Here is an 18,705-nt window from a genome sequence, read left to right as displayed (position 1 = left end):
GAAGAGAGCGGTTTGACTTTGGGAGGCACACGCATGAAACAGGTATCACAGGAGGCGCGCTACCGGCAGATGATGGAGGAGCCGGTGCACACACTGATTCCGCGTCTCGCCGTTCCCACCATCGTCTCCATGCTGGTCACCGCGGTCTACAACATGGCGGACACCTACTTTGTGTCGCAACTCGGCACCTCGCCCTCCGCGGCGGTCGGCGTGGTCTTTTCGCTGATGACGGGCATCCAGGCGGTGGCCTTCATGATAGGCATGGGCTGTGGAAATGAAATTGCGCGTTTGCTCGGGCAGAAGGAAGTAGAGGAGGCGGAGCGCTATGTGGCGACCGGCTTCTTTACGGAGCTCCTGGTCGGTACCCTGCTTGCGGTTCTCGGCATCACGTTTGCGGGGCAGCTGGTCTATCGGCTCGGCTCCACGCCGACCATAGCGCCCTACGCCGCGGCCTACACGCGCTATGTACTGCTCGGCGTGCCTTTTTTCATGTGCTCGCTCGGCATGAACAATATGCTCCGCTTCCAAGGCAATTCGTTTTATTCCATGCTCGGAATCGCGACCGGCGGCGTCCTCAATATCTTTTTGGACCCGCTCTTTATCTATGTGTTTCGGCTGGGAATCGCCGGTGCGGCGATTGCGACTGTCATCAGCCAGATTATTTCGTTCTTCATCCTGGTTTGGCAGTGCAACTGTATGCCGGCCTGTCTCAGTATACGGCTTAGGCGCTTCTCGCCGAGTCTCGAGCGCTACCGGAACATGCTGCGCTTTGGACTCCCGAGCCTTGCGCGGCAGGGCATTGCGAGCATCTCGGTCATTGTGGTCAACTTTGCGGCGCAGCCCTACGGCGATGCGGCAATCGCGGCGATTGCCATTGTGTCGCGGGTTGCCATGTTCATGAATTCCGCCATCATCGGCTTCGGGCAGGGCTTTCAGCCTGTCTGCGGCTTTAACTACGGCGCAGGTAATTATAAGCGCGTGGAGCAGGCCTATAACTTCAGCCTTCGCGTTTGCTTCAGCGCCCTGCTCTTCATGGGAGCTCTGGTGTTCTTCAACGCGGAGCGTGTGATGATGCTCTTTCGAAAGGATCCTGAGGTCCTTGCGGTCGGAACGCTGGCCTTACAGCTCCAGTCCCTAAGCATACCGCTCGCGGCGCAGATTACCATGGCGAATATGTTCTCGCAGACCACGGGCTACAACTTCCGGGCGACTGTCGTGGCCTTACTCCGCCAGGGCATATGCCTGATTCCGATTCTCCTGATTCTGCCGCGTTTGCTCGGCGTACGGGGCATTCAGGCCGCACAGCCGCTCAGCGATATCTTTTCGGCGATCATTGCCTTCCTGATTACCAAGAGCATCCTGGATGAGATGCGGCAAAAGACGGCCGAGCAGGAAAGACAGTGAATTCTTGAAAAGTGCTTGCACAGTAGGGAGAAGTGTGATATAAAATTAGGGCACGCGTTAAGAAAAACGCAGCCCGCAGGTGTAGTTCAATGGTAGAACACCAGCCTTCCAAGCTGGATACGTGGGTTCGATTCCCATCACCTGCTCTTGAGTCTGTAGCTCAGCAGGATAGAGCAACGGCCTTCTAAGCCGTGGGTCGGGGGTTCGAATCCCTTCAGGCTCGTTGGGATTCCCCGGAATCTCGCAACGCGAATATGGTGGGTATGGCGCAGTTGGTTAGCGCGCCAGATTGTGGATCTGGAGATCCAGGGTTCGAGCCCCTGTACCCACCCGATGAAAGAGCACCCGAGAGGGTGCTCTTTTTTACATAAAATATAAACGAGCAAAACAATGACAATGCTTTGCATTTTTTTAGTGTTGTGAATATAATGTCATTAACAGAACGGAGGTGCATTACATGGCAAGTACAAATCTTAATATTAGAACCGATAAAGATGTTAAGGAACAGGCAGAGCAGATTTTTGCGGAACTTGGAATTAATATGAGTACGGCTGTCAATATGTTTCTCAGAACAACGATACGAGAGAACGGGATTCCCTTTGCCTTAAAGTTGGAAACGCCGAATGAGTTGACAGCGGCTGCCATTGCCGAAGGTAGACGGATTGCCTCTGATGACAGTGTAAAAGGTTACACAGATATGGATGAGCTTAAGGCAGCGCTGGGAGTATGAAGTACGAAATCAAGTTTACCGGTCAGTTTAAACGTGATTTAAAACAGGCGAAGAAACAGAACAGAAATTTGGATAAATTGTTTGAAGTTATCAATAATCTGGCAGAGGGTAATACTTTAGGTGAAAAGTACCGAGATCATGAGCTGGCAGGTAATTATAAAGGGGTAAGAGAATGTCACATAGAGCCGGACTGGTTATTGATGTATGAAATGAAAGAAAGGTTGCTGATTCTTATGCTATATCGCTTGGGAACGCACTCGGAACTTTTCAAGAAGTGACGAAGGAGTAGGAAAATGTGCTTTTCAATCAGGCTTTTGGCGGAAGAGAAAAGGATTGCTGAGTCTTACGCGAAAATGCGTAGTATGTCGCTTGAAGAGGCATTTAAGCAGGCGCTTTTTGAGCGAATTGAAGATGCGTATGATGTTGCTGTGGCTGCTGCAGTGTATGCAGAGTACGAAATGAGCGGGCGTAAGAGTAGGCCGATTTCCGAACTGTGGGAAGAAGTGTTCGATGACCGCTGCGAATCATAGGAACCAAAAAAGAGCCTCTCGGCTCTTTTTTGGTTCCGTAGTTCTCTTTGCTTACTGCGCCTTGACTTCCTTCCAGAGTTCGTCGTAGAGCGCATCGCCCTCTTCGCCGAGGTACTGGAACACTTCGCACTTTGCGAGGTCCGCATCGTCCGGGAAGAGCGCCTTGTTGTTCTGGAGTTCCGGGGAGAGCAGCTCAAACGCGGCCTTGTTCGGGGTCGGGTAGGTGATGTACTCGAAGTTCTCCTTTGCGATGTCCGCGCGGCAGAGGAAGTCAATCCACTTCTCTGCGTTCTCCTTGTGGCGCGCGTTCTTCGGGATGACCCAGCTGTCAATCCAGACATTCGAGCCTTCCTTCGGAATCACATACTTGAGGTCAAAGTTTGCGCCGGAAGCCTTGACTTCCTTCTGGACATAGAGCATTTCGCCGGAGTAGATGACTGCGAGCGCTGCCTCGCCGCCGATCATCTTGTCGCGCACCTGGTCAATGACATAGGCCTGCACGAGCGGTTTCTGGGCAATCAGCTTGTCCTTGACGGCCTCGAGCTGGGTCTTGTCGGTCGTGTTGATGTCGTAGCCGAGGAGCTTCTCGCCGACCATGAAGGCATCGCGGACGGAGTCCTGCATGAGAATGTTGTTCTGGTACTTCGGGTTCCAGAGATCGGCCCAGCTGGTCGGCGCCTCGGACTCCGGCACCATCGAGGTGTTGTAGAGGATGCCGACCGTGCCCCAGCAGTAGGGAACCGAGTACTTGTTCTCGGGGTCAAAGCCCTTGGACTTTTCGAGATACTTCGGGTCAATGTTCTTGTAGTTCGGGATCTTATCGAAGTCAATCGGCTGAATCAGATCCTTCTCAATCATCTTCTGGATGATGTAGTCGGAGGGGCAGACCACATCGTACTGGACTGCGCCCGCCTCAATGATCGGGAGCATCTCCTCATTGGTCTCGAAGGTGTCGTAGACGACCTTGATGCCGGTCTCTTTCTCAAACTCCTTCACGACATTTTCGCCGATGTACTCGCCCCAGTTGTAGACATAGAGCGTGTTGTCATCCTTCGCGGACTTCTGACCGCAGCCGCTGAGCGCGAGGCCGAGCGCCGCGAGAACCGCCGCCGAGAGCGCGCGCGTCAAAATGCTTCTTTTTGTCATAGTGAATCCCCCTTATGCTTGCTTTGAATTTTTTGCAGACGGCATGAAGTTTGCGACGAGAAGCAGAAGAAGAACTGCCGCAAAGATGATGGCCGAGAGTGCATACATGCTGGGCACAATGCCGCGCCGCACCTGTGAGTAGATCAGCGTCGACAGGGTATCGATACCCGCGCCCTTGGTGAAGTGGGTGATGATGAAATCATCGAGCGACATTGTGAAGGCGAGCAGGAAACCGGAGAGCACGCCGGGCACAATGTCCGGAAACACGGTATAGAAAAAGGCCTGGCGCGGTGTTGCGCCGAGATCCATGGCCGCCTCATAGGCGGAGCGATTGGTCTGCTGTAATTTCGGCAGCACGGAGAGCAGCACATAGGGCACGTTGAAGGTGATATGACTGATCAGCACCGTGTGGAAGCCGAGCGTGAAGCGGAACGCGATGAAGGCGAGCATCAGCGAGATGCCGGTCACAATGTCGGCGTCCAGCATCGGAATGTTGTTTAAGCCTATCATCAGGTTGCGGCCGGTGCGCTTCATCGCGTGGAGGCCGATGGCCGCCGCCGTGCCGAGCACGGTCGCGATGAGAGCGGAGAGGAAGGCAATCAGCAGGGTGTTATAAAAGGCTCGCATGATGGTGGCGTTCGAGAAGAGTTCGCCGTACCAGCGGAGCGTAAAGCCGCCCCAGCGCGTTCGCGATTTACTCTCGTTAAACGAGAGCACAATCATCGTAAAAATGGGGAGGTAGAGAAAGAGGAGCATGAGCACCAGATAAAAGTCCCCGATAAAGCGTCGTATGCGTTTGTTCATCAGAATGCCGTCCCCTCTCCGTTTTTATCGTAGCGCGCGAGCACTGTCATGCTGAGCAGGATGAAGACCAGCATCACAATCGAGAGACCGCTGCCGAGGTTCCAGTTGCTCGCCTTGGTGAATTCGGTCTCGATCACATTGCCGATCAGCAGGATCTTGCTGCCGCCGAGAATGTTGGAAATCACAAAGGTTGTGAGCGCCGGGACAAAGACCATCGTGACGCCGCTCACGATGCCGGGCACCGAGAGGGGCAGCCAGATGCGCCAGAGAGTCTGGAGTGAAGAGGCTCCTAAATCCCGTGCAGCCTCGACCACGCTGTCCTCAATCTTGCACATCGTATTGTAGAGCGGAAGCACCATGAAGGGCAGGAAGTTATAGACCATGCCGAGCACAATCGCGGTCGGCGTGTTGATAATCGCAATCGGCGGCAAATGCAGCGCACCGAGAATGCCGTTGATCACGCCGTTTTTCTCGAGCAGCGTCTGCCACGCGAGTGTGCGGAGCAGAAAGTTCATCCACATCGGCAGGATGAAGATGAAGACCACGAAATTCGCCCGGCCTATCTTCTTGCCGCGCAGAATGAGCGCGAGCGGGAAGGCGAGCAGAAAGCAGATCAGCGTGCTTACGAACGAGAGCAGCAGCGAGAGCTTCAGGGCCTTCAGGTGGTTGTGCTCCACAATCGAAAGCACATTGTCCAGGGTGAAGGCGCCGCTACGGTCGGTCAGACCGAAGACAAAGACCAGCGCGAGCGGAATCACGATAAAGCCTATCATCCAGACCAGATAGGGGAGAGCCAGGAGTCTTGCCTTCTTATTCATTGACAATTGCCTCCTCGTCCTCGGAGGCGGGCTTATTCATAATCTGGATGTTGAAGGGGTCGACCGTGATGCCGACCGCCTGCCCGAGCTCGAACATGCGGGTGGACTGCACGAGCCACTCGTAGCCGTTTTCGGTGGTCACTTCCATCTCGTAGTGCACGCCCTTGAAAATCGAGTGGGTCACATGGCCGGTCAAAATGCCGTCCTCCGGCTTCACGAGCTCCACATCCTCCGGGCGAATCACGACATCGACCGGTTTGTTCTGGCCGAAGCCCTTGTCCACGCAGCGGAAGTTTGCGCCGAAGATATTCACGAGCTCGTCATGCACCATGGTCGCGCCGATGATGTTGGAGTCGCCGATGAAGTCCGCGACGAAGGCATTTTCCGGCTCGTTGTAAATCTGCTCCGGCGTGCCCATCTGCTGGATATAGCCCTGATTCATGACGACAATGGTGTCGGACATCGTGAGGGCCTCTTCCTGGTCGTGGGTCACATAGACAAAGGTGATGCCAAGTTCCTTTTTCAGGCGAATCAACTCGTACTGCATGTCCTGGCGGAGCTTTAAGTCGAGGGCGCCGAGCGGCTCGTCGAGGAGCAGGAGGCGAGGTTCGTTCACAATGGCGCGCGCAATCGCGATACGCTGCTGCTGGCCGCCCGAGAGGGAGTTCACATCGCGCTTCTCGAAGCCGGAGAGATTCACGAGCTTTAAGGCATAGCGGATTTTGTCGTCGATGTAGGCCTTGCTCTTCCCTTTGATTTTGAGGCCGAAGGCAATATTTTCCGCGATGCTCATATGCGGGAACAGCGCGTATTTCTGGAACACCGTGTTCAGTTGACGGCGGTTCGGTGGGAGAGAAGAGATATCCTGCCCGTCAAACATGACCTTGCCGCTGTCCGGCATCGTGAAGCCGCCGAGGATGCGGAGCGTCGTGGTCTTGCCGCAGCCCGAGGGGCCGAGCAGAGTCACGAACGAGTTTTCCGGGACGGTTAAATTCAAATCGTCGAGCACCATTTCTCCGTCGAAGGACTTGGAAATGTGCTGCAGATCCACCAGTGTTGACATAAACTTGTGATCTCCTCTCTCGATTCAAAAGGACGGCGGTGCGCTGACATAGAGCAGCGTGCAACCGGTCCTGGAACTGACATAGTGATTCTTTTCAGAGCGATAGTAAAAACTCTCGCCCTTTTTGACGCGGCGAGTCTCATTGCCGAGGTGCAGTTCCAGGCTGCCGCTCAGCACATAGCCGAATTCCTCGCCGGCGTGCGGGGCGTCCTCCGCCATGCGGCCGCCCGGCTCCAGGGTCAGGAGTATGGGCTCCATCATATTTTTCTGGGCGTTCGGAATGAGCCAGCAGATGTGGTTCCGAAGCTCGCTGTCCTGCTTCTCGAAGTAGTCCGTCTTCCGGAATACAAGCTGCTCCGGTTCCTTTTCGCTGAAAAAATCCGCGGGTGTGGTGCCGAGGCACTGCAGGATGTCCATCAGCGTCACGATGGACGGAGAAGTCAGATCGCGCTCCAGTTGGGAGATGAACCCCTTGGAGAGCTCGGCGCGGTCCGCGAGTTCTTCCTGCGTCAGATTGTTCAGGATGCGCAGTCGCCTGATTTTCTCACCGATCTCCAAGAACAGCCTCCTTAAACTTTTGGTTTAGTAAAAATAAACTCACCGGTACGATTATACAGGTTTTCAAAGGGGTGTCAATAGAATTTTCGGAGGGCTTGTGCTAGAATGAGCGGGAAGAAAACAGACGGAAAACCCCTTGATGTTGCGCGCATTGCGCGGTGAGGAGAGACAATGAAAAACTATGTGGCGTATGTGGGATCCTACTCCTATACGGGAAAGGCAAAGGGCATCACAATCTTCGATGTGGATGTGGAGCACGGCAGCTTTCGGGAGCGCGCGGAAGTGGAAGTGGACAATGCCTCCGATATCGTCGTATCGAGTGACCGGCGCATGCTCTACGCCGTGGAGGACTACGGCGTGGTCGCATTTCGCATTCTGCCGGACGGCGGTCTGGTGCGCGTCTCGAGCAAAAAGGTGAACGGCATGCGGCCGCACCATATCTGCGTAGACCAGGAGGGCAAGTATCTCTATACCTCGGGCTACCATGACGGAAAACTCACGATACTTCGCCTGGATCCGGACGGCGCGGTCGGCTCCATCGTGGACGAGGTCTACCACAAGGGACTCGGCTCGATTGCGGAGCGAGGTTCGAGAGCGCACATCACCTGTTCGAAGCCGACCCGCGACATGCGCTTTGTGATGTCGGCCGATCCCGGCATCGACCAGGTGAGCATCTACCGCTTTACGGGAAGACCGGGGGAGATCCGGCTTGTGGATGCGATTCGGACGGCGCGCGGCTCCTCGCCTTATTTCTTTACCTTCTCGAAGGACAATCGCTTCCTCTATCTGCTCTTTGATATGACGAATGCGATCGATGTGTACCGCTACACGGTCTCCGAGGACAGAGGGATGCCGGAGTTCACGAAGCTTCAGACCGTTTGCACGACAGGCGACAATGCACCGGGCTCTCTGAACGCCGCGACCTGCATGACCTTTACCGCGCACGACCACTATATTTTCGTGGGCAATGCGGGCGATAACAGCGTGACGCTCTTCTCGCGGGATGCGGAGACAGGTCTTCTCACGGCGGAATTCAATCTCCCGATCAGCGGCGAGTACCCGAAGGATATTGCGGTGTTCCCGGACGGGCAGCACATTGTGAGCGTGAATCACGAGAGCGGGACCCTCTCGTTCTTCAAGGTCGACTACGAGAAGAAACTGATTGTCATGAATACAAATGAAATTCCGGTGAGCCAGCCGAACTGCTGCGTCATTGTGCCGGTCGGAGAGAATGCGTAAATGGCGGGCAGCATATTCGGAACCCTGTTTCGCGTGAGCACCTTCGGGGAGTCGCACGGCACGGCGCTCGGCGCGGTGATTGACGGTTGCCCGGCGGGACTTCCGCTCTCGGCGGAGGAGATTCAGGCCTATTTAAATCGCAGAAAGCCGGGGCAGTCCGCGTTTACGACCCCCAGAAAGGAGGCGGATGCCTGCGAAATTCTCTCCGGTGTCTTTGAGGGGAAGACCCTCGGCACACCGATTGCGGTTCTGGTGCGCAATAAAGACCAGCACTCGGCGGACTATCAGGCCATTTGGGATTGCTACCGCCCGGGACACGCGGACTTCGGCTTTGATCGAAAATTCGGCTTTCGAGACCCAAGAGGCGGCGGCAGAAGCTCGGGGCGGGAGACCATAGGCCGGGTGATCGGCGGGGCCATCGCGGCGAAGCTCCTCGCGGAATTCGGCATCCGCGCCTTTGCCTATGTGAGTGCGGTCGGTGCAATCGAGGCAGCGACCTTCGACGAAGCGGTCTGTGCGGAAAACCCGCTCGGCATGCCGGATGCGGAAGCCGCGGCGCGCGCTGCGGCATATTTAAAAGAAGTGATGCAAGACAGAGATTCGCTCGGCGGCACGGTGAGTTGCCGCGTCACGGGAATGTTCCCGGGGATCGGCGAGCCGGTCTTTGATAAGCTGGATGCAGAGCTCGCGAAAGCAGTCATGAGTATCGGCGCGGTGAAGGGAGTTGAGTTCGGCGACGGCTTCGGTGTGAGTATCAGGCGCGGCAGCGAAGATAACGACGCCTTCCGCCCGGGCAAGAACGGCATCGAAAAAAAGAGTAACCACGCGGGCGGTATGCTCGGCGGCATTTCGGACGGCAGCGATATTCTGCTCCGGGCGGCCGTGAAGGCGACACCCTCCATCGGTTCCCCGCAGGAGACCGTAAACAAAAACGGCGAGCCGGTCACAATCGAGATTCAGGGGCGGCACGATCCGACCATCATGCCGCGGGCTGCGGTTGTGGTCGAGTCCATGGTCAATCTGGTGCTCGCGGATTTGCTCCTTCGAAACAGCGTGAGCACGGTTCTGAAACTCAAGAGAGCGGTCGGGCTCATCTAAGGGAAATGCGGTCGGAAACACGGAAGGCGGAAGCCTTGGAATAAAACTTGTGTAAGAGTGGGGTGCCGAGACGGCACCCCACTCTTTTCGCCAAAACGCCGAACAAAATTCCGCCAAGTCGCCGAACAAAATACCGCCAAAACGCAGAACAAAATCCCGCCAAGTCGCCGAATGAAATTCTGCCAAAACGCCGAAAAGAATTGCGCGTGTGCGGAAAAGCGGGTATGCTGAGGGTAAGGGGGTGGTGAAAATGAGAGAATATAAAGCAAGAATTGTGGATCGAATTTTGCAGGCAAAATTAGAAGCAAAGGGCGCGGTTGTGATAGAAGGGCCGAAATGGTGCGGTAAGACTACAACAGCCATGCAGTTTGCCGGGAGTATCTTGCGGCTGGATGAGCCCTCAAAACGAGAGTCCAATATTCAAATGTCACAGATTGCACCGGAACGTCTGTTGCAAGGAGATATACCGCGCTTGATTGATGAATGGCAAATTGCACCAAAGCTGTGGGACGCAGCACGTTATGAGGTGGATAGCCGGGGAGAAGTGGGGCAGTTCATTTTTACCGGATCGGCGGTTCCGATCGAATCGGAGGAAATTACACATTCGGGAACAGGACGCTTCACTTGGCTTACCATGCGTCCTATGAGCTTGTATGAGTCCTTAGAATCCTCGGGGGAGGTTAGCTTAGCGGATTTGTTTCGTAAGCCGGAGCATATTGTGGGGAGCAATGCTACGGACATTCTGCAACTTGCTTTTTTCATCTGCAGGGGTGGGTGGCCGCAGGCAATCGGAATGCGCGAGGAGGCCGCACTCTCGCAGGCGATAGATTATTATGATGCGGTTGTAAAGTCCGATATTAATCGCGCGGATGGAATCAACAGAGATCCGGAGAGAGTCAGGCGTCTTATGAGATCGTTGGCGCGGAATCAGGGCGCACAAATCGCGAACACCGTGCTTCGAGATGATATGCGAGTGAATGACACGGCGTCTCTGAGCGAAGACACTGTGGCATCTTACATTACGGCATTGAAACGGATTTTTGTTGTGGAAGATATGCCTGCTTGGAATCCCAATTTGCGTTCCAAGACAGCCATCCGAACCGCGGATACGAGGTACTATATCGATCCCTCAATTGCCACTGCGGCTCTGGGCGTGGGACCGAACGACTTGCTGAATGATTTGAATACCATGGGGCTGTTATTTGAAATCCTCTGCGTGAGAGATTTGCGCGTCTATGCGGAGGCGCTCGGCGGGGCGGTATCGCACTACAGAGACAAGGATAATTTGGAGTGTGATACGGTCATCCACCTGAGGAACGGTAGCTACGGGTTGGCGGAAATAAAGCTGGGAGGAGATAAGTTAATTGAAGACGGCGTCAAAAGTCTGAAGGCTCTGGCAGATAAAATTGATACCGGTAAAATGCCGGCACCGTCCTTTTTAATGATTGTTGTCGGAATAGGCGAATTCGCGTATAGACGCGAGGATGGAATTTATATTGTTCCGATTACTTGCCTGAAAAACTAAAGCGTACTTCGGAGGTGGCTTATGCCCTTACACTTGGTCAGAAACGATATCACGAAGATGCGGGTGGATGCCATTGTGAATGCCGCGAACGGTTCCCTTCTCGGCGGGGGCGGGGTGGACGGCTGCATCCACCGCGCGGCGGGCCCGGAGCTCCTCAAGGCTTGCAAAAAGTTGCACGGCTGCGAGACGGGCCAGGCAAAGATTACCAAAGGCTACCGGCTTCCCTGTAAGTATGTGATTCACGCGGTCGGGCCGCGCTGGCAGGGCGGAACGCAGGGGGAAGAGGAAAAATTGCGTTCCTGCTACCGGGAATCCTTAAAATTAGCGGCAGAATATCAGTGTGAAACGGTGGCCTTCCCGCTGATTTCCGCCGGAATTTACGGCTACCCGAAGGCAGAGGCACTTCGTGTCGCGGTCGAGCAGATTAGCGCTTTCCTCGAGACCGCGGAGATGACAGTCTATCTGGTCATCTTTGACCGGGAGTCCTATGAGATCGGTGCGGAGCGTTTCTCGGAGATTCAAGTCTATATCGACGAGCGCTATGTGGATGCCCATACGGACAGCGCTGTACAACGCTTCCATCGGGAGCGGCTGTATGAGGCAAAGTGCGCGGAAACGCCGCGCTGTGAGACAAAGGCTGTCGCCGAGGTCTCGCTGGAAGAAACTTTACGGCGAATCGGAGAGAGTTTTTCGGAGATGCTGCTCCGGAAAATCGACGAGGCCGGTATGACGGATGCACAGTGCTATAAGAAGGCGAACATAGACCGGAAGCTCTTCTCGAAGATACGCTCGGACAAGCACTATCAGCCATCGAAAGCTACGGTCGTTGCCTTTGCGCTTGCGCTGGAGCTTCCCCTCCCGGAATTCGAAGAACTCCTGGAAAAGGCGGGCTTTGCCCTCTCGCCCGCGAGCAAGTTTGACTTAATCGTGGAGTACTTTGTCACGCGAGGCAAGTACAATGTCTTTGAAATCAACGAGGCTCTCTTTGCCTTTGATGAGAATCCGATTGGGGCGTAAGAACGCCGAACGAAATGTCGCCTGCGAGGCGACCCTTCCCGTTATCAAAAGCGCTATGCTCTCTTTGTCAGTGAGACAAGACAGATCAAAACGGTGGGAGGGAAGCGCAATGAAAGTTAATTTAACCGAAATCGTATTTATTCTGGATCGCAGCGGCTCTATGAAAGGGCTGGAAGCAGATACCATAGGGGGCTTCAATGCCATGCTGGAGCGGCAGAAAAAGGCAGAGGGGGAGGCACTCCTCTCGACCCTCTTATTCAGCAATGAGACGGAGGTGCTACACGATCGCGAAGATATCAAGCGGGTGGCGCCCCTTGGTGTCCGGGACTATCGTGTCGGCGGCAGCACTGCCTTACTGGATGCTGTCGGCGGCGCAATTCGGCATATCGGGGAGCTGCACCGGAGGGCAAGCGAGGACGAGCGGCCGGATCACACCCTCTTTGTGATTACCACGGACGGGCAGGAAAATGCAAGCCGCCGTTACAGCTATGCGGAACTAAGGCGGCTTATAGAGCGGCAGAAGGAAAGATACGGCTGGGAGTTTCTGTTTCTCGGCGCAAACATAGATGCGGTAGCGGCGGCAAGCCGCTTCGGCATAGACGCGGACCGGGCGGTTCGCTATCACTGCGACAGCGCGGGCATTGCGCTGAACTACGAAGCGGTGGGGCAGGCCATCCTTACGCTCAGAGAGAAATCGGCGCTTGACCGGGACTGGGGAGCACGCATCCGGGAGGACTATCAAAAGCGCGGAAGAGACACAGTCGGATTTCGCAACGTAAGGTTGACATAATTTTACAAAGGGGCATGGTGGACGCGTGGCAGCGAAAGCAATGATGCTTAGAAACGGACGATTCGGAAAGTGCCCTCCGCGCGTCGCCGTTGGCATTACAATACAAGACAGATTGCAAGCAAGGCAGCAGATATGCATCATGACATGTTTCTCCGAACATACTGTTTCATGGACAATGTAGGCAGAGAAAAGTATTGTAACTCCAAAGTGCAAGGGGGAAGGTGCAAACGATAGAGCATCGAAACACGAAGCGTATCAAAAAGAGACACAGTCCCCGGGGACTGTGTCTCTTTCTTTGCTTCTTCGCCCTTTTTACTTGAGCACCTTGATACCGGGCCAGTAGCGGAACAGGACTTTTGCGACAATCTTGTCCCGGTAGACATAGTGATTTTTCCAGTAGCGCGCGTCCACCGAGCCGTTCCGGTTGTCGCCCATGCAGAAGTACGCGCCTTCGGGCACTTGAAACTCCTGCAACGCCGCGGGCTTCATGGGCTCTTTGATGTAGGATTCCTCGAGCGGTGTCTCGGAATCGTTCAGATAGACATGACCGTCTCGAATTGTGACCTTGTCGCCCGGCATGCCGATGATGCGCTTCACATAGAGGGTCTCCGGTTCATCGGGGGCGTGGAAGATGATGATATCGCCGCGCGCCGGATCCTCGAAGCGATAGGAGAGACGGGAACCGATCACGCGGTCGCCCGGCATGATGGTCGTAATCATGGAGCCGGTCGGTACGCGCGCATTGGCAATGAGAAAGGTGTTCAGCACAAAGGCGAGAACTGCCGCAACGGCAAAAATCTGCACCCAGTCGAGCCATGCGGGGCGGTTTTTTTTGGTTTCCCGCTTCGATTCGGAATCTGTCATAGTAACTCCTTTCCAAAAGAAAAACCGTGACGGCACCGGGCGGTGTTGTCACGGTTTTCGTGTTGCGCGTCAGTGAATGCCCTTGATTCCCGGCCAGTAGCGGAACAGAACTTTCGCGAGTATTTTATTTTTGTAGACGTAACTGTTTTTCCAGTAGCGTGCGTCCATCGACTCGTTGCGGTTGTCGCCCATGCAGAAGTAGGCGCCTTCCGGTACCTGGAAGGTTTTTTCCGGCTCGACGACCATGGGCTCCTTGATGTAGGGCTCCTCGAGCGGCGTCTCGGAATCGTTCAGATAGACATGACCGTCTCGAATTGTGACCTTGTCGCCCGGCATGCCGATGATGCGCTTCACGAAGAGCATTTTTTCATCGTCCGGCCAGTGGAAGATGATCACATCGCCCCGCTTCGGCTCACCGAAGCGATAGGAGAGGCGGGAGCCGATCACGCGATCCCCGGTCATAATCGTATTTTCCATGGAACCCGTGGGAACGCGGGAGTTTGCAATTAAAAAGTTGTTGAGCACAAAGGCGACAACAGCGGCGATTACAATAATTTGAATCCAGCTGAGCAGCTCGCGGAGGGCGCCGCTCTCCTTTTTTGTCTTGTCCGGTTTGGTCATGATTCCCGCTCCTTTTATTTTTCTACAAAGTAATAGTATAGTCGACCTTACCCGCATTAGGCAAGCGAGAGCAGCCTGTAAAAGTGCATGAATGTTGCGCCGAAAATGCGCGTATTTTGCGCTGTACAGTGGAAAATACGGCAGCTGCTGTGATAAACTAAGAACATCACAGACAAGCAGGAGGAAGCTGCATGGAACGAGAACTATACGAGGTGATGGACTGGGCGGCAGTCGAAGAGATTGTTTACTCGGAGTCCGCAGATCCGCACGCCATCTTGGGACCGCATAAGACAGACAAAGGCATACTCGTGCAGGCCTTTTTTCCGGGGCGGGACAGGGTCCTGTTGCAGCGCGGCAAGACAAGAATCCCGATGGAACTAGTCGATGAGAGCGGCTTTTTTGCCTGTCTGATTCCGGGGGAGAAGGAAAGTCTGCGCTATCAGTTCATTCTCCCGGAGGCAGACGGCAGCGAGACGGTCGCAGAGGATCCGTATCGCTTTTTGCCGGAATTGCCGGAAGCGGAGATCCGCAGGTTCAAGGCGGGTGAGAGTGTGGCGGCGCATAGCTTTCTTGGCGCGCACGAGAAGAAGATGGGCGGTGTTTCGGGCATTCGCTTTGCGGTCTTTGCGCCGAATGCGATGCGGGTCTCGGTGGTCGGTGATTTCAACAACTGGGACGGCAGAGTCCATGAGCTGCGGCGTATGGGAGACAGCGGTATTTTTGCGCTCTTTGTGCCGGGCGCGGAAGCCGGTGCGCTCTATAAGTATGAAATCAAGACCTATGCGCGGGAGATTTTGTTCCGGGCGGATCCCTATGCGCGCGCGGTTGAACCTGCGGGCGGCGGCGCTTCGATGATTGCCGCAGCGGAGCCGGACTTTGTCTGGGAAGATCAGGCCTACCTCGCAGAGCGGGCACAGCGCTACGGAAAGTTTGCCGGGGAGCAGCCCATCAACCTCTATGAACTGAATCTCGCGAGCTTCGAGGCGGATGCCGACTATCGGAAACTCGCGGAGACCTTGCCGGTGTACTTAAAGGAGATGCATTACACGCATGTGCTCCTGATGCCGTTACTCGAGACGCGCGATGCGGCTTCGCTCGGTTATCTGACCGGCGCATACTTTGCGCTCAGTGCGAAGCAGGGGACTGCCGACGGCTTCCGTGCGCTCGTCAATGCGCTGCACCGCGAGGACATCGGTGTTCTGATGGACTGGAGCGCGGTCCGCTTCCCGCGGACCGAGGAGGGTCTCGCCTACTTTGACGGAACCCCGCTCTATGAGGAAAACGGCAGCGGCGACACGGCGGTGTTCCGCTTCGGCAGGGCAGAGGTGCAGTCTTTCCTGTTCTCAAATGTGAGTTTCCTCGCAAACGAATTCCACCTCGACGGCGTCCGCGTGATTGACATGGCGTCGGCCCTCTGGTTTCAGGCAAACGAGAACCGGAACTGCTACGGCGGCGGCGAAAATCTGGACGGCGCGTCCTTCCTGCGCCGCCTGAGCCTTACGGTACACAAGAAACTGCCGGGCTTTCTTCTGATTGCCGACGGCAGCGCCGAGTGGCCGTGCACCACGGCGGCGGTCAAGGACGACGGTCTCGGTTTTGATTTCCGCTGTAACCAGGGCTTTACGGAGGGCATGCTTGCCTATCTCGGTGCGGACGAGGCAGGCAAGAGCGAGCGCTACGGCGAACTCTCGTATGCCCAGCTCTACCAGTACTCGGAGCAGTACATTCTGCCGCTCTCGCACACCTTCCTCTCGGAACAGCAGCCGACCTTACTCGGCCGCCTCGGTTATCTGCCCTTTGAGGAGCGGATTGCGCTGTTGCGGGCGTTCTTCGGCTTTGTGACGGCGCATCCCGGTAAGAAGCTGCTCTTTGCGGGTCAGGAATTCGGCATGCTCGAACCGCTGCAGGCGGACGGACACTTGAACTTCTCGCTGCTTGACTTCCCCTCGCACCGGCAGCTCAAGGATTGTGCGGTGGCGCTGAATGCCTTCTATCTTGAGCACCCGGCTCTCTACGAGGGCGACAGTGACACGGAGGGTTTTACCTTCTTAAACTGCCACTCCTACGAGGAAAATGTGGTCGTCTTCCTGCGGCGCGCCGCAGAGGAGGATATTCTGGTCGCCGTGAACTTCTCCGGCACGAGCTATCCGCGCTTTAACCTGGGTGTCCCCTATGCGGGAAGCTATAAGGAGATTTTTTCGACCGACGACGAGCGTTTCGGCGGCAGCGGCCTCTTGAATCCGCGCGCGCTGCCCGCCCGTGCAATGGAGGTCGACGACAAGGAGATCGGCATCGGCATTCGCCTGCCCGCCTACAGCGCACTCTTCTTTGCCTGCAAGAAGCGGGAAATAAAACAGAGAGCGCCGCGCGCCGAACAGGCGGAGGAAACGCCGACAAAGCAGAAGACAGAGAGTCTTCTCGAAAAGGCCGCAGATGTCGCGGGTAAGGCCGCAGGCGTTGCGGGCAAGGCAAAGGATGCAGCGGGCAGAAAGGCTGCGGGAGTTGCCGGAAAAGCTGCGGGTGTCGCGGGCGCAGCGAAGAAACGGATTGACCGCGCAATGGGAATGGAGAAAAAGAAATGAAACGTGCTGCAGGTATTTTGCTTCCGGTATTCAGTCTTCCGGGGGATTTCGGAATCGGCTCTTTTTCAATCGAGGCCTACCACTGGATTGACTGCCTGAAGGAAGCGGGGCAGAGTTACTGGCAGATTTTGCCGCTCGGACCGACCGGCTACGGCGACTCGCCGTACCAGTCGTTCTCGAGTTTTGCGGGCAATCCGTATTTCATCGACCTCGAGGAATTGAAGGCGCTCGGGCTGCTCACCGAGGAGGAACTTTCTATCGAGCGGAACCCGGGCGATCCGGGCCGGATTGACTACGGTCATATCTATGAGTCGCGTGAAAGGCTGCTTCGGCGCGCACACAAGCGCTTCCGGGAAAGTCTTAACGGTGCGACGTCATCGGAGACGGAGGCCGTCCGCAAAACCAAGGACAAGGCAAGCTATGAGGCCGCCGTCGCTGCCCTGCACCCCGAAACCCGGGAGTACTGCCTGTATCGCGCCATCAAGGATGCGGAGGGCGGAAAGAGCTTTCTCGGCTGGTCAGAGCCGCTCCGGAAGCGGGACAGCACGGTACTGCACGACTTCCGGAAGACACATGAGGCGGAGATTGATTTCTATACCTGGACGCAGGTGCTGTTCCACGAGCAGTGGAAGCGCCTGAAGGACTATGCGACCGCGCACGGCATCACAATCATCGGCGACTTGCCGATCTATGTCGCGCCGGATTCGGCGGATGCCTGGGCGCACCCCGAGCTCTTTCAGCTCGACGCGGAAGGCAAGCCGGAGGCGGTGGCGGGTTGCCCGCCGGATTACTTCTCGCCGGACGGACAGCTCTGGGGAAATCCGCTCTATGACTGGGACTATCACAAGAGAACCGGTTATGCCTGGTGGTCAGAGCGGCTTCGCTACAGTCTCTCAATTTACGATTGCCTCCGTATGGATCACTTCCGCGGCTTTGACGAGTACTTTGCGATTCCGGCGGGAGAACCCGCGAAGATGGGCAGCTGGAAGCAGGGCCCCGGTGTCGGGCTCTTCAAGGCGCTCGCCAAGGAACTCGGCAAGCCGCTGCCGATTATCGCGGAGGACTTGGGCTTTATGACGGAGAGCGTGATTCGCATGGTAAAGGAGAGCGGTTTCCCGCCGATGAAGGTGCTGGAGTTTGCCTATGACTCCGACAACCAGAATCTCTACCTGCCGCACCGCTATGAGCGGCATTGTGTCGCCTACACGGGCACGCACGACAATGCGCCGCTCATGGAGTGGATTCGCAACCAGAACGAGGGCATCAGACTCTTCATGTTGCGCTATCAGGGCTCGGAGCACACGCCGGAACAGGACCTCTACTGGGACTGCATCCGCACGGTACTGTCGAGCGTCGCCGACACGGTGATTATCCCGATGTGGGACTACCTCGGTTGCGGCAAGGAAGCGCGCATCAATGTGCCGAGCGCAGCGGGCGGAAACTGGCAGTGGCGCATGCCGCGGCACAGCTTCACGGAGCACCTGATCTGGCACTGCCGTATGCTCGCGGAGATCTACGGCAGAGAGTCGAAGCCGGTTCCCGTGCCGCCGGAAGTGGAGGCCGCGCTCGCCGAAGCAGAAGCGGCGACGAAGGCATAGGAGCGTACGGAGCCCGATGTCGCGTGTGCGGAGACGAACTCCGAAGAGACAGCCGGGTTGCGCTGAAACGGAACGGACGCTGCCCGGAAGAGAGAAGCAAAAATCCCCGGTTTGCCGTTTCGGCAAACCGGGGATTTTTTGCTTTGTTTTCTGTTCGAAGGTCCGGGGTGTCAGTGCACGCCCGGGCGCGGGATGACCTGACCTTCGGTGCCGGGACTGTCCAGTCCGGCGCCGGGACCTTTGGTCTCAACGGGCGTCGTGTGCAGCTGGCCGCCGGGGCCGTTCGCCGCGGGAGTCGGCACCTGCGTCTCCGGCGCG

At 56.2% G+C, this 18,705-nt stretch carries 18 protein-coding genes and 3 tRNA genes; 14 read left to right on the top strand and 7 right to left on the bottom strand.

Going from position 1 to position 18,705, the window contains the following annotated elements:
• The first annotated feature begins 33 nt into the window (after positions 1–33).
• From ACO4XG_RS09705 to relB, 7 genes are all read left to right on the top strand, one after another.
• Complete coding sequence (locus ACO4XG_RS09705) at positions 34–1,404, top strand: MATE family efflux transporter (RefSeq protein ID WP_308507773.1); 1,371 nt, start codon at positions 34–36, stop codon at positions 1,402–1,404.
• A gap of 75 nt (positions 1,405–1,479) precedes the next feature.
• A tRNA-Gly gene (locus ACO4XG_RS09700) sits at positions 1,480–1,550 on the top strand.
• A 3-nt stretch (positions 1,551–1,553) separates the two neighbouring features.
• Positions 1,554–1,627: transfer RNA gene (locus ACO4XG_RS09695), tRNA-Arg, on the top strand.
• Positions 1,628–1,661: 34 nt separating this feature from the next.
• Positions 1,662–1,735: transfer RNA gene (locus ACO4XG_RS09690), tRNA-His, on the top strand.
• A gap of 126 nt (positions 1,736–1,861) precedes the next feature.
• On the top strand, positions 1,862–2,134 hold the full coding sequence (locus ACO4XG_RS09685; protein WP_308507772.1) for a type II toxin-antitoxin system RelB/DinJ family antitoxin: 273 nt from the start codon (positions 1,862–1,864) through the stop codon (positions 2,132–2,134).
• Positions 2,131–2,412 (top strand): type II toxin-antitoxin system YafQ family toxin, encoded by a 282-nt coding sequence (locus ACO4XG_RS09680; RefSeq protein ID WP_308507771.1) that lies wholly within the window; start codon positions 2,131–2,133, stop codon positions 2,410–2,412. The genes ACO4XG_RS09685 and ACO4XG_RS09680 overlap by 4 nt, the downstream gene beginning before the upstream one ends.
• Before the next feature lie 15 nt (positions 2,413–2,427).
• The gene (gene relB, locus ACO4XG_RS09675) at positions 2,428–2,664 is read left to right on the top strand and encodes a type II toxin-antitoxin system RelB family antitoxin (protein WP_308507770.1); all 237 of its coding nucleotides are present in this window, start codon (positions 2,428–2,430) and stop codon (positions 2,662–2,664) included.
• A 51-nt stretch (positions 2,665–2,715) separates the two neighbouring features.
• Here relB and ACO4XG_RS09670 read toward each other — a convergent pair whose 3' ends face one another.
• From ACO4XG_RS09670 to ACO4XG_RS09650, 5 genes are read right to left on the bottom strand one after another with little or no spacing between them, the layout of a single operon-like run.
• A complete protein-coding gene (locus ACO4XG_RS09670; protein ID WP_308507769.1) occupies positions 2,716–3,810 on the bottom strand; it encodes an ABC transporter substrate-binding protein in 1,095 nt (364 codons plus the stop codon).
• A gap of 12 nt (positions 3,811–3,822) precedes the next feature.
• Positions 3,823–4,614 (bottom strand): ABC transporter permease, encoded by a 792-nt coding sequence (locus ACO4XG_RS09665; protein ID WP_308507768.1) that lies wholly within the window; start codon positions 4,612–4,614, stop codon positions 3,823–3,825.
• Positions 4,614–5,432, bottom strand: a complete 819-nt coding sequence (locus ACO4XG_RS09660) for an ABC transporter permease (RefSeq protein WP_308507767.1) — start codon at positions 5,430–5,432, stop codon at positions 4,614–4,616. Before ACO4XG_RS09660 ends, ACO4XG_RS09665 begins: the two co-directional genes overlap by 1 nt.
• Positions 5,425–6,495 (bottom strand): ABC transporter ATP-binding protein, encoded by a 1,071-nt coding sequence (locus ACO4XG_RS09655; RefSeq protein WP_308507766.1) that lies wholly within the window; start codon positions 6,493–6,495, stop codon positions 5,425–5,427. The genes ACO4XG_RS09660 and ACO4XG_RS09655 overlap by 8 nt, the downstream gene beginning before the upstream one ends.
• Before the next feature lie 24 nt (positions 6,496–6,519).
• Positions 6,520–7,053 carry a helix-turn-helix domain-containing protein gene (locus ACO4XG_RS09650; protein WP_308507765.1) on the bottom strand — a complete coding sequence of 178 codons (534 nt, stop codon included), beginning with the start codon at positions 7,051–7,053 and terminating at the stop codon, positions 6,520–6,522.
• Between the two features lie 171 nt (positions 7,054–7,224).
• On the opposite strand from ACO4XG_RS09650, the gene ACO4XG_RS09645 reads away from it, so the two are divergent.
• From ACO4XG_RS09645 to ACO4XG_RS09625, 5 genes are all read left to right on the top strand, one after another.
• Entirely contained in the window at positions 7,225–8,292 is a 1,068-nt protein-coding gene (locus tag ACO4XG_RS09645) for a lactonase family protein (RefSeq protein ID WP_308507764.1), read from the top strand.
• Entirely contained in the window at positions 8,293–9,390 is a 1,098-nt protein-coding gene (aroC, locus tag ACO4XG_RS09640) for a chorismate synthase (protein WP_308507763.1), read from the top strand.
• Between the two features lie 250 nt (positions 9,391–9,640).
• Complete coding sequence (locus tag ACO4XG_RS09635; RefSeq protein WP_308507762.1) at positions 9,641–10,915, top strand: ATP-binding protein; 1,275 nt, start codon at positions 9,641–9,643, stop codon at positions 10,913–10,915.
• A 21-nt stretch (positions 10,916–10,936) separates the two neighbouring features.
• Positions 10,937–11,932 (top strand): O-acetyl-ADP-ribose deacetylase, encoded by a 996-nt coding sequence (locus ACO4XG_RS09630; protein WP_308507761.1) that lies wholly within the window; start codon positions 10,937–10,939, stop codon positions 11,930–11,932.
• 109 nt (positions 11,933–12,041) lie between these two features.
• On the top strand, positions 12,042–12,722 hold the full coding sequence (locus ACO4XG_RS09625; protein ID WP_308507760.1) for a vWA domain-containing protein: 681 nt from the start codon (positions 12,042–12,044) through the stop codon (positions 12,720–12,722).
• Between the two features lie 312 nt (positions 12,723–13,034).
• On the opposite strand, the gene lepB (ACO4XG_RS09620) is transcribed toward ACO4XG_RS09625, so the two are convergent.
• The gene (gene lepB, locus ACO4XG_RS09620; RefSeq protein WP_308507759.1) at positions 13,035–13,586 is read right to left on the bottom strand and encodes a signal peptidase I; all 552 of its coding nucleotides are present in this window, start codon (positions 13,584–13,586) and stop codon (positions 13,035–13,037) included.
• Positions 13,587–13,655: 69 nt separating this feature from the next.
• A complete protein-coding gene (lepB, locus tag ACO4XG_RS09615; RefSeq protein WP_308507758.1) occupies positions 13,656–14,207 on the bottom strand; it encodes a signal peptidase I in 552 nt (183 codons plus the stop codon).
• Positions 14,208–14,398: 191 nt separating this feature from the next.
• On the opposite strand from lepB (ACO4XG_RS09615), the gene glgB reads away from it, so the two are divergent.
• Together glgB and malQ are read left to right on the top strand one after the other, a co-directional pair.
• Positions 14,399–16,789: a 1,4-alpha-glucan branching enzyme gene (gene glgB, locus ACO4XG_RS09610; RefSeq protein ID WP_308507757.1), complete on the top strand. Its 2,391-nt coding sequence runs from the start codon at positions 14,399–14,401 to the stop codon at positions 16,787–16,789.
• Positions 16,786–18,387, top strand: a complete 1,602-nt coding sequence (gene malQ / locus ACO4XG_RS09605; protein ID WP_308507756.1) for a 4-alpha-glucanotransferase — start codon at positions 16,786–16,788, stop codon at positions 18,385–18,387. Before glgB ends, malQ begins: the two co-directional genes overlap by 4 nt.
• Positions 18,388–18,705: the final 318 nt, after the last annotated feature.

It is taken from the genome of Stomatobaculum sp. (assembly GCF_057248925.1).
Note: the sequence above shows the minus strand (reverse complement) of the source record. Positions and strands in the feature narration are given on the sequence as shown.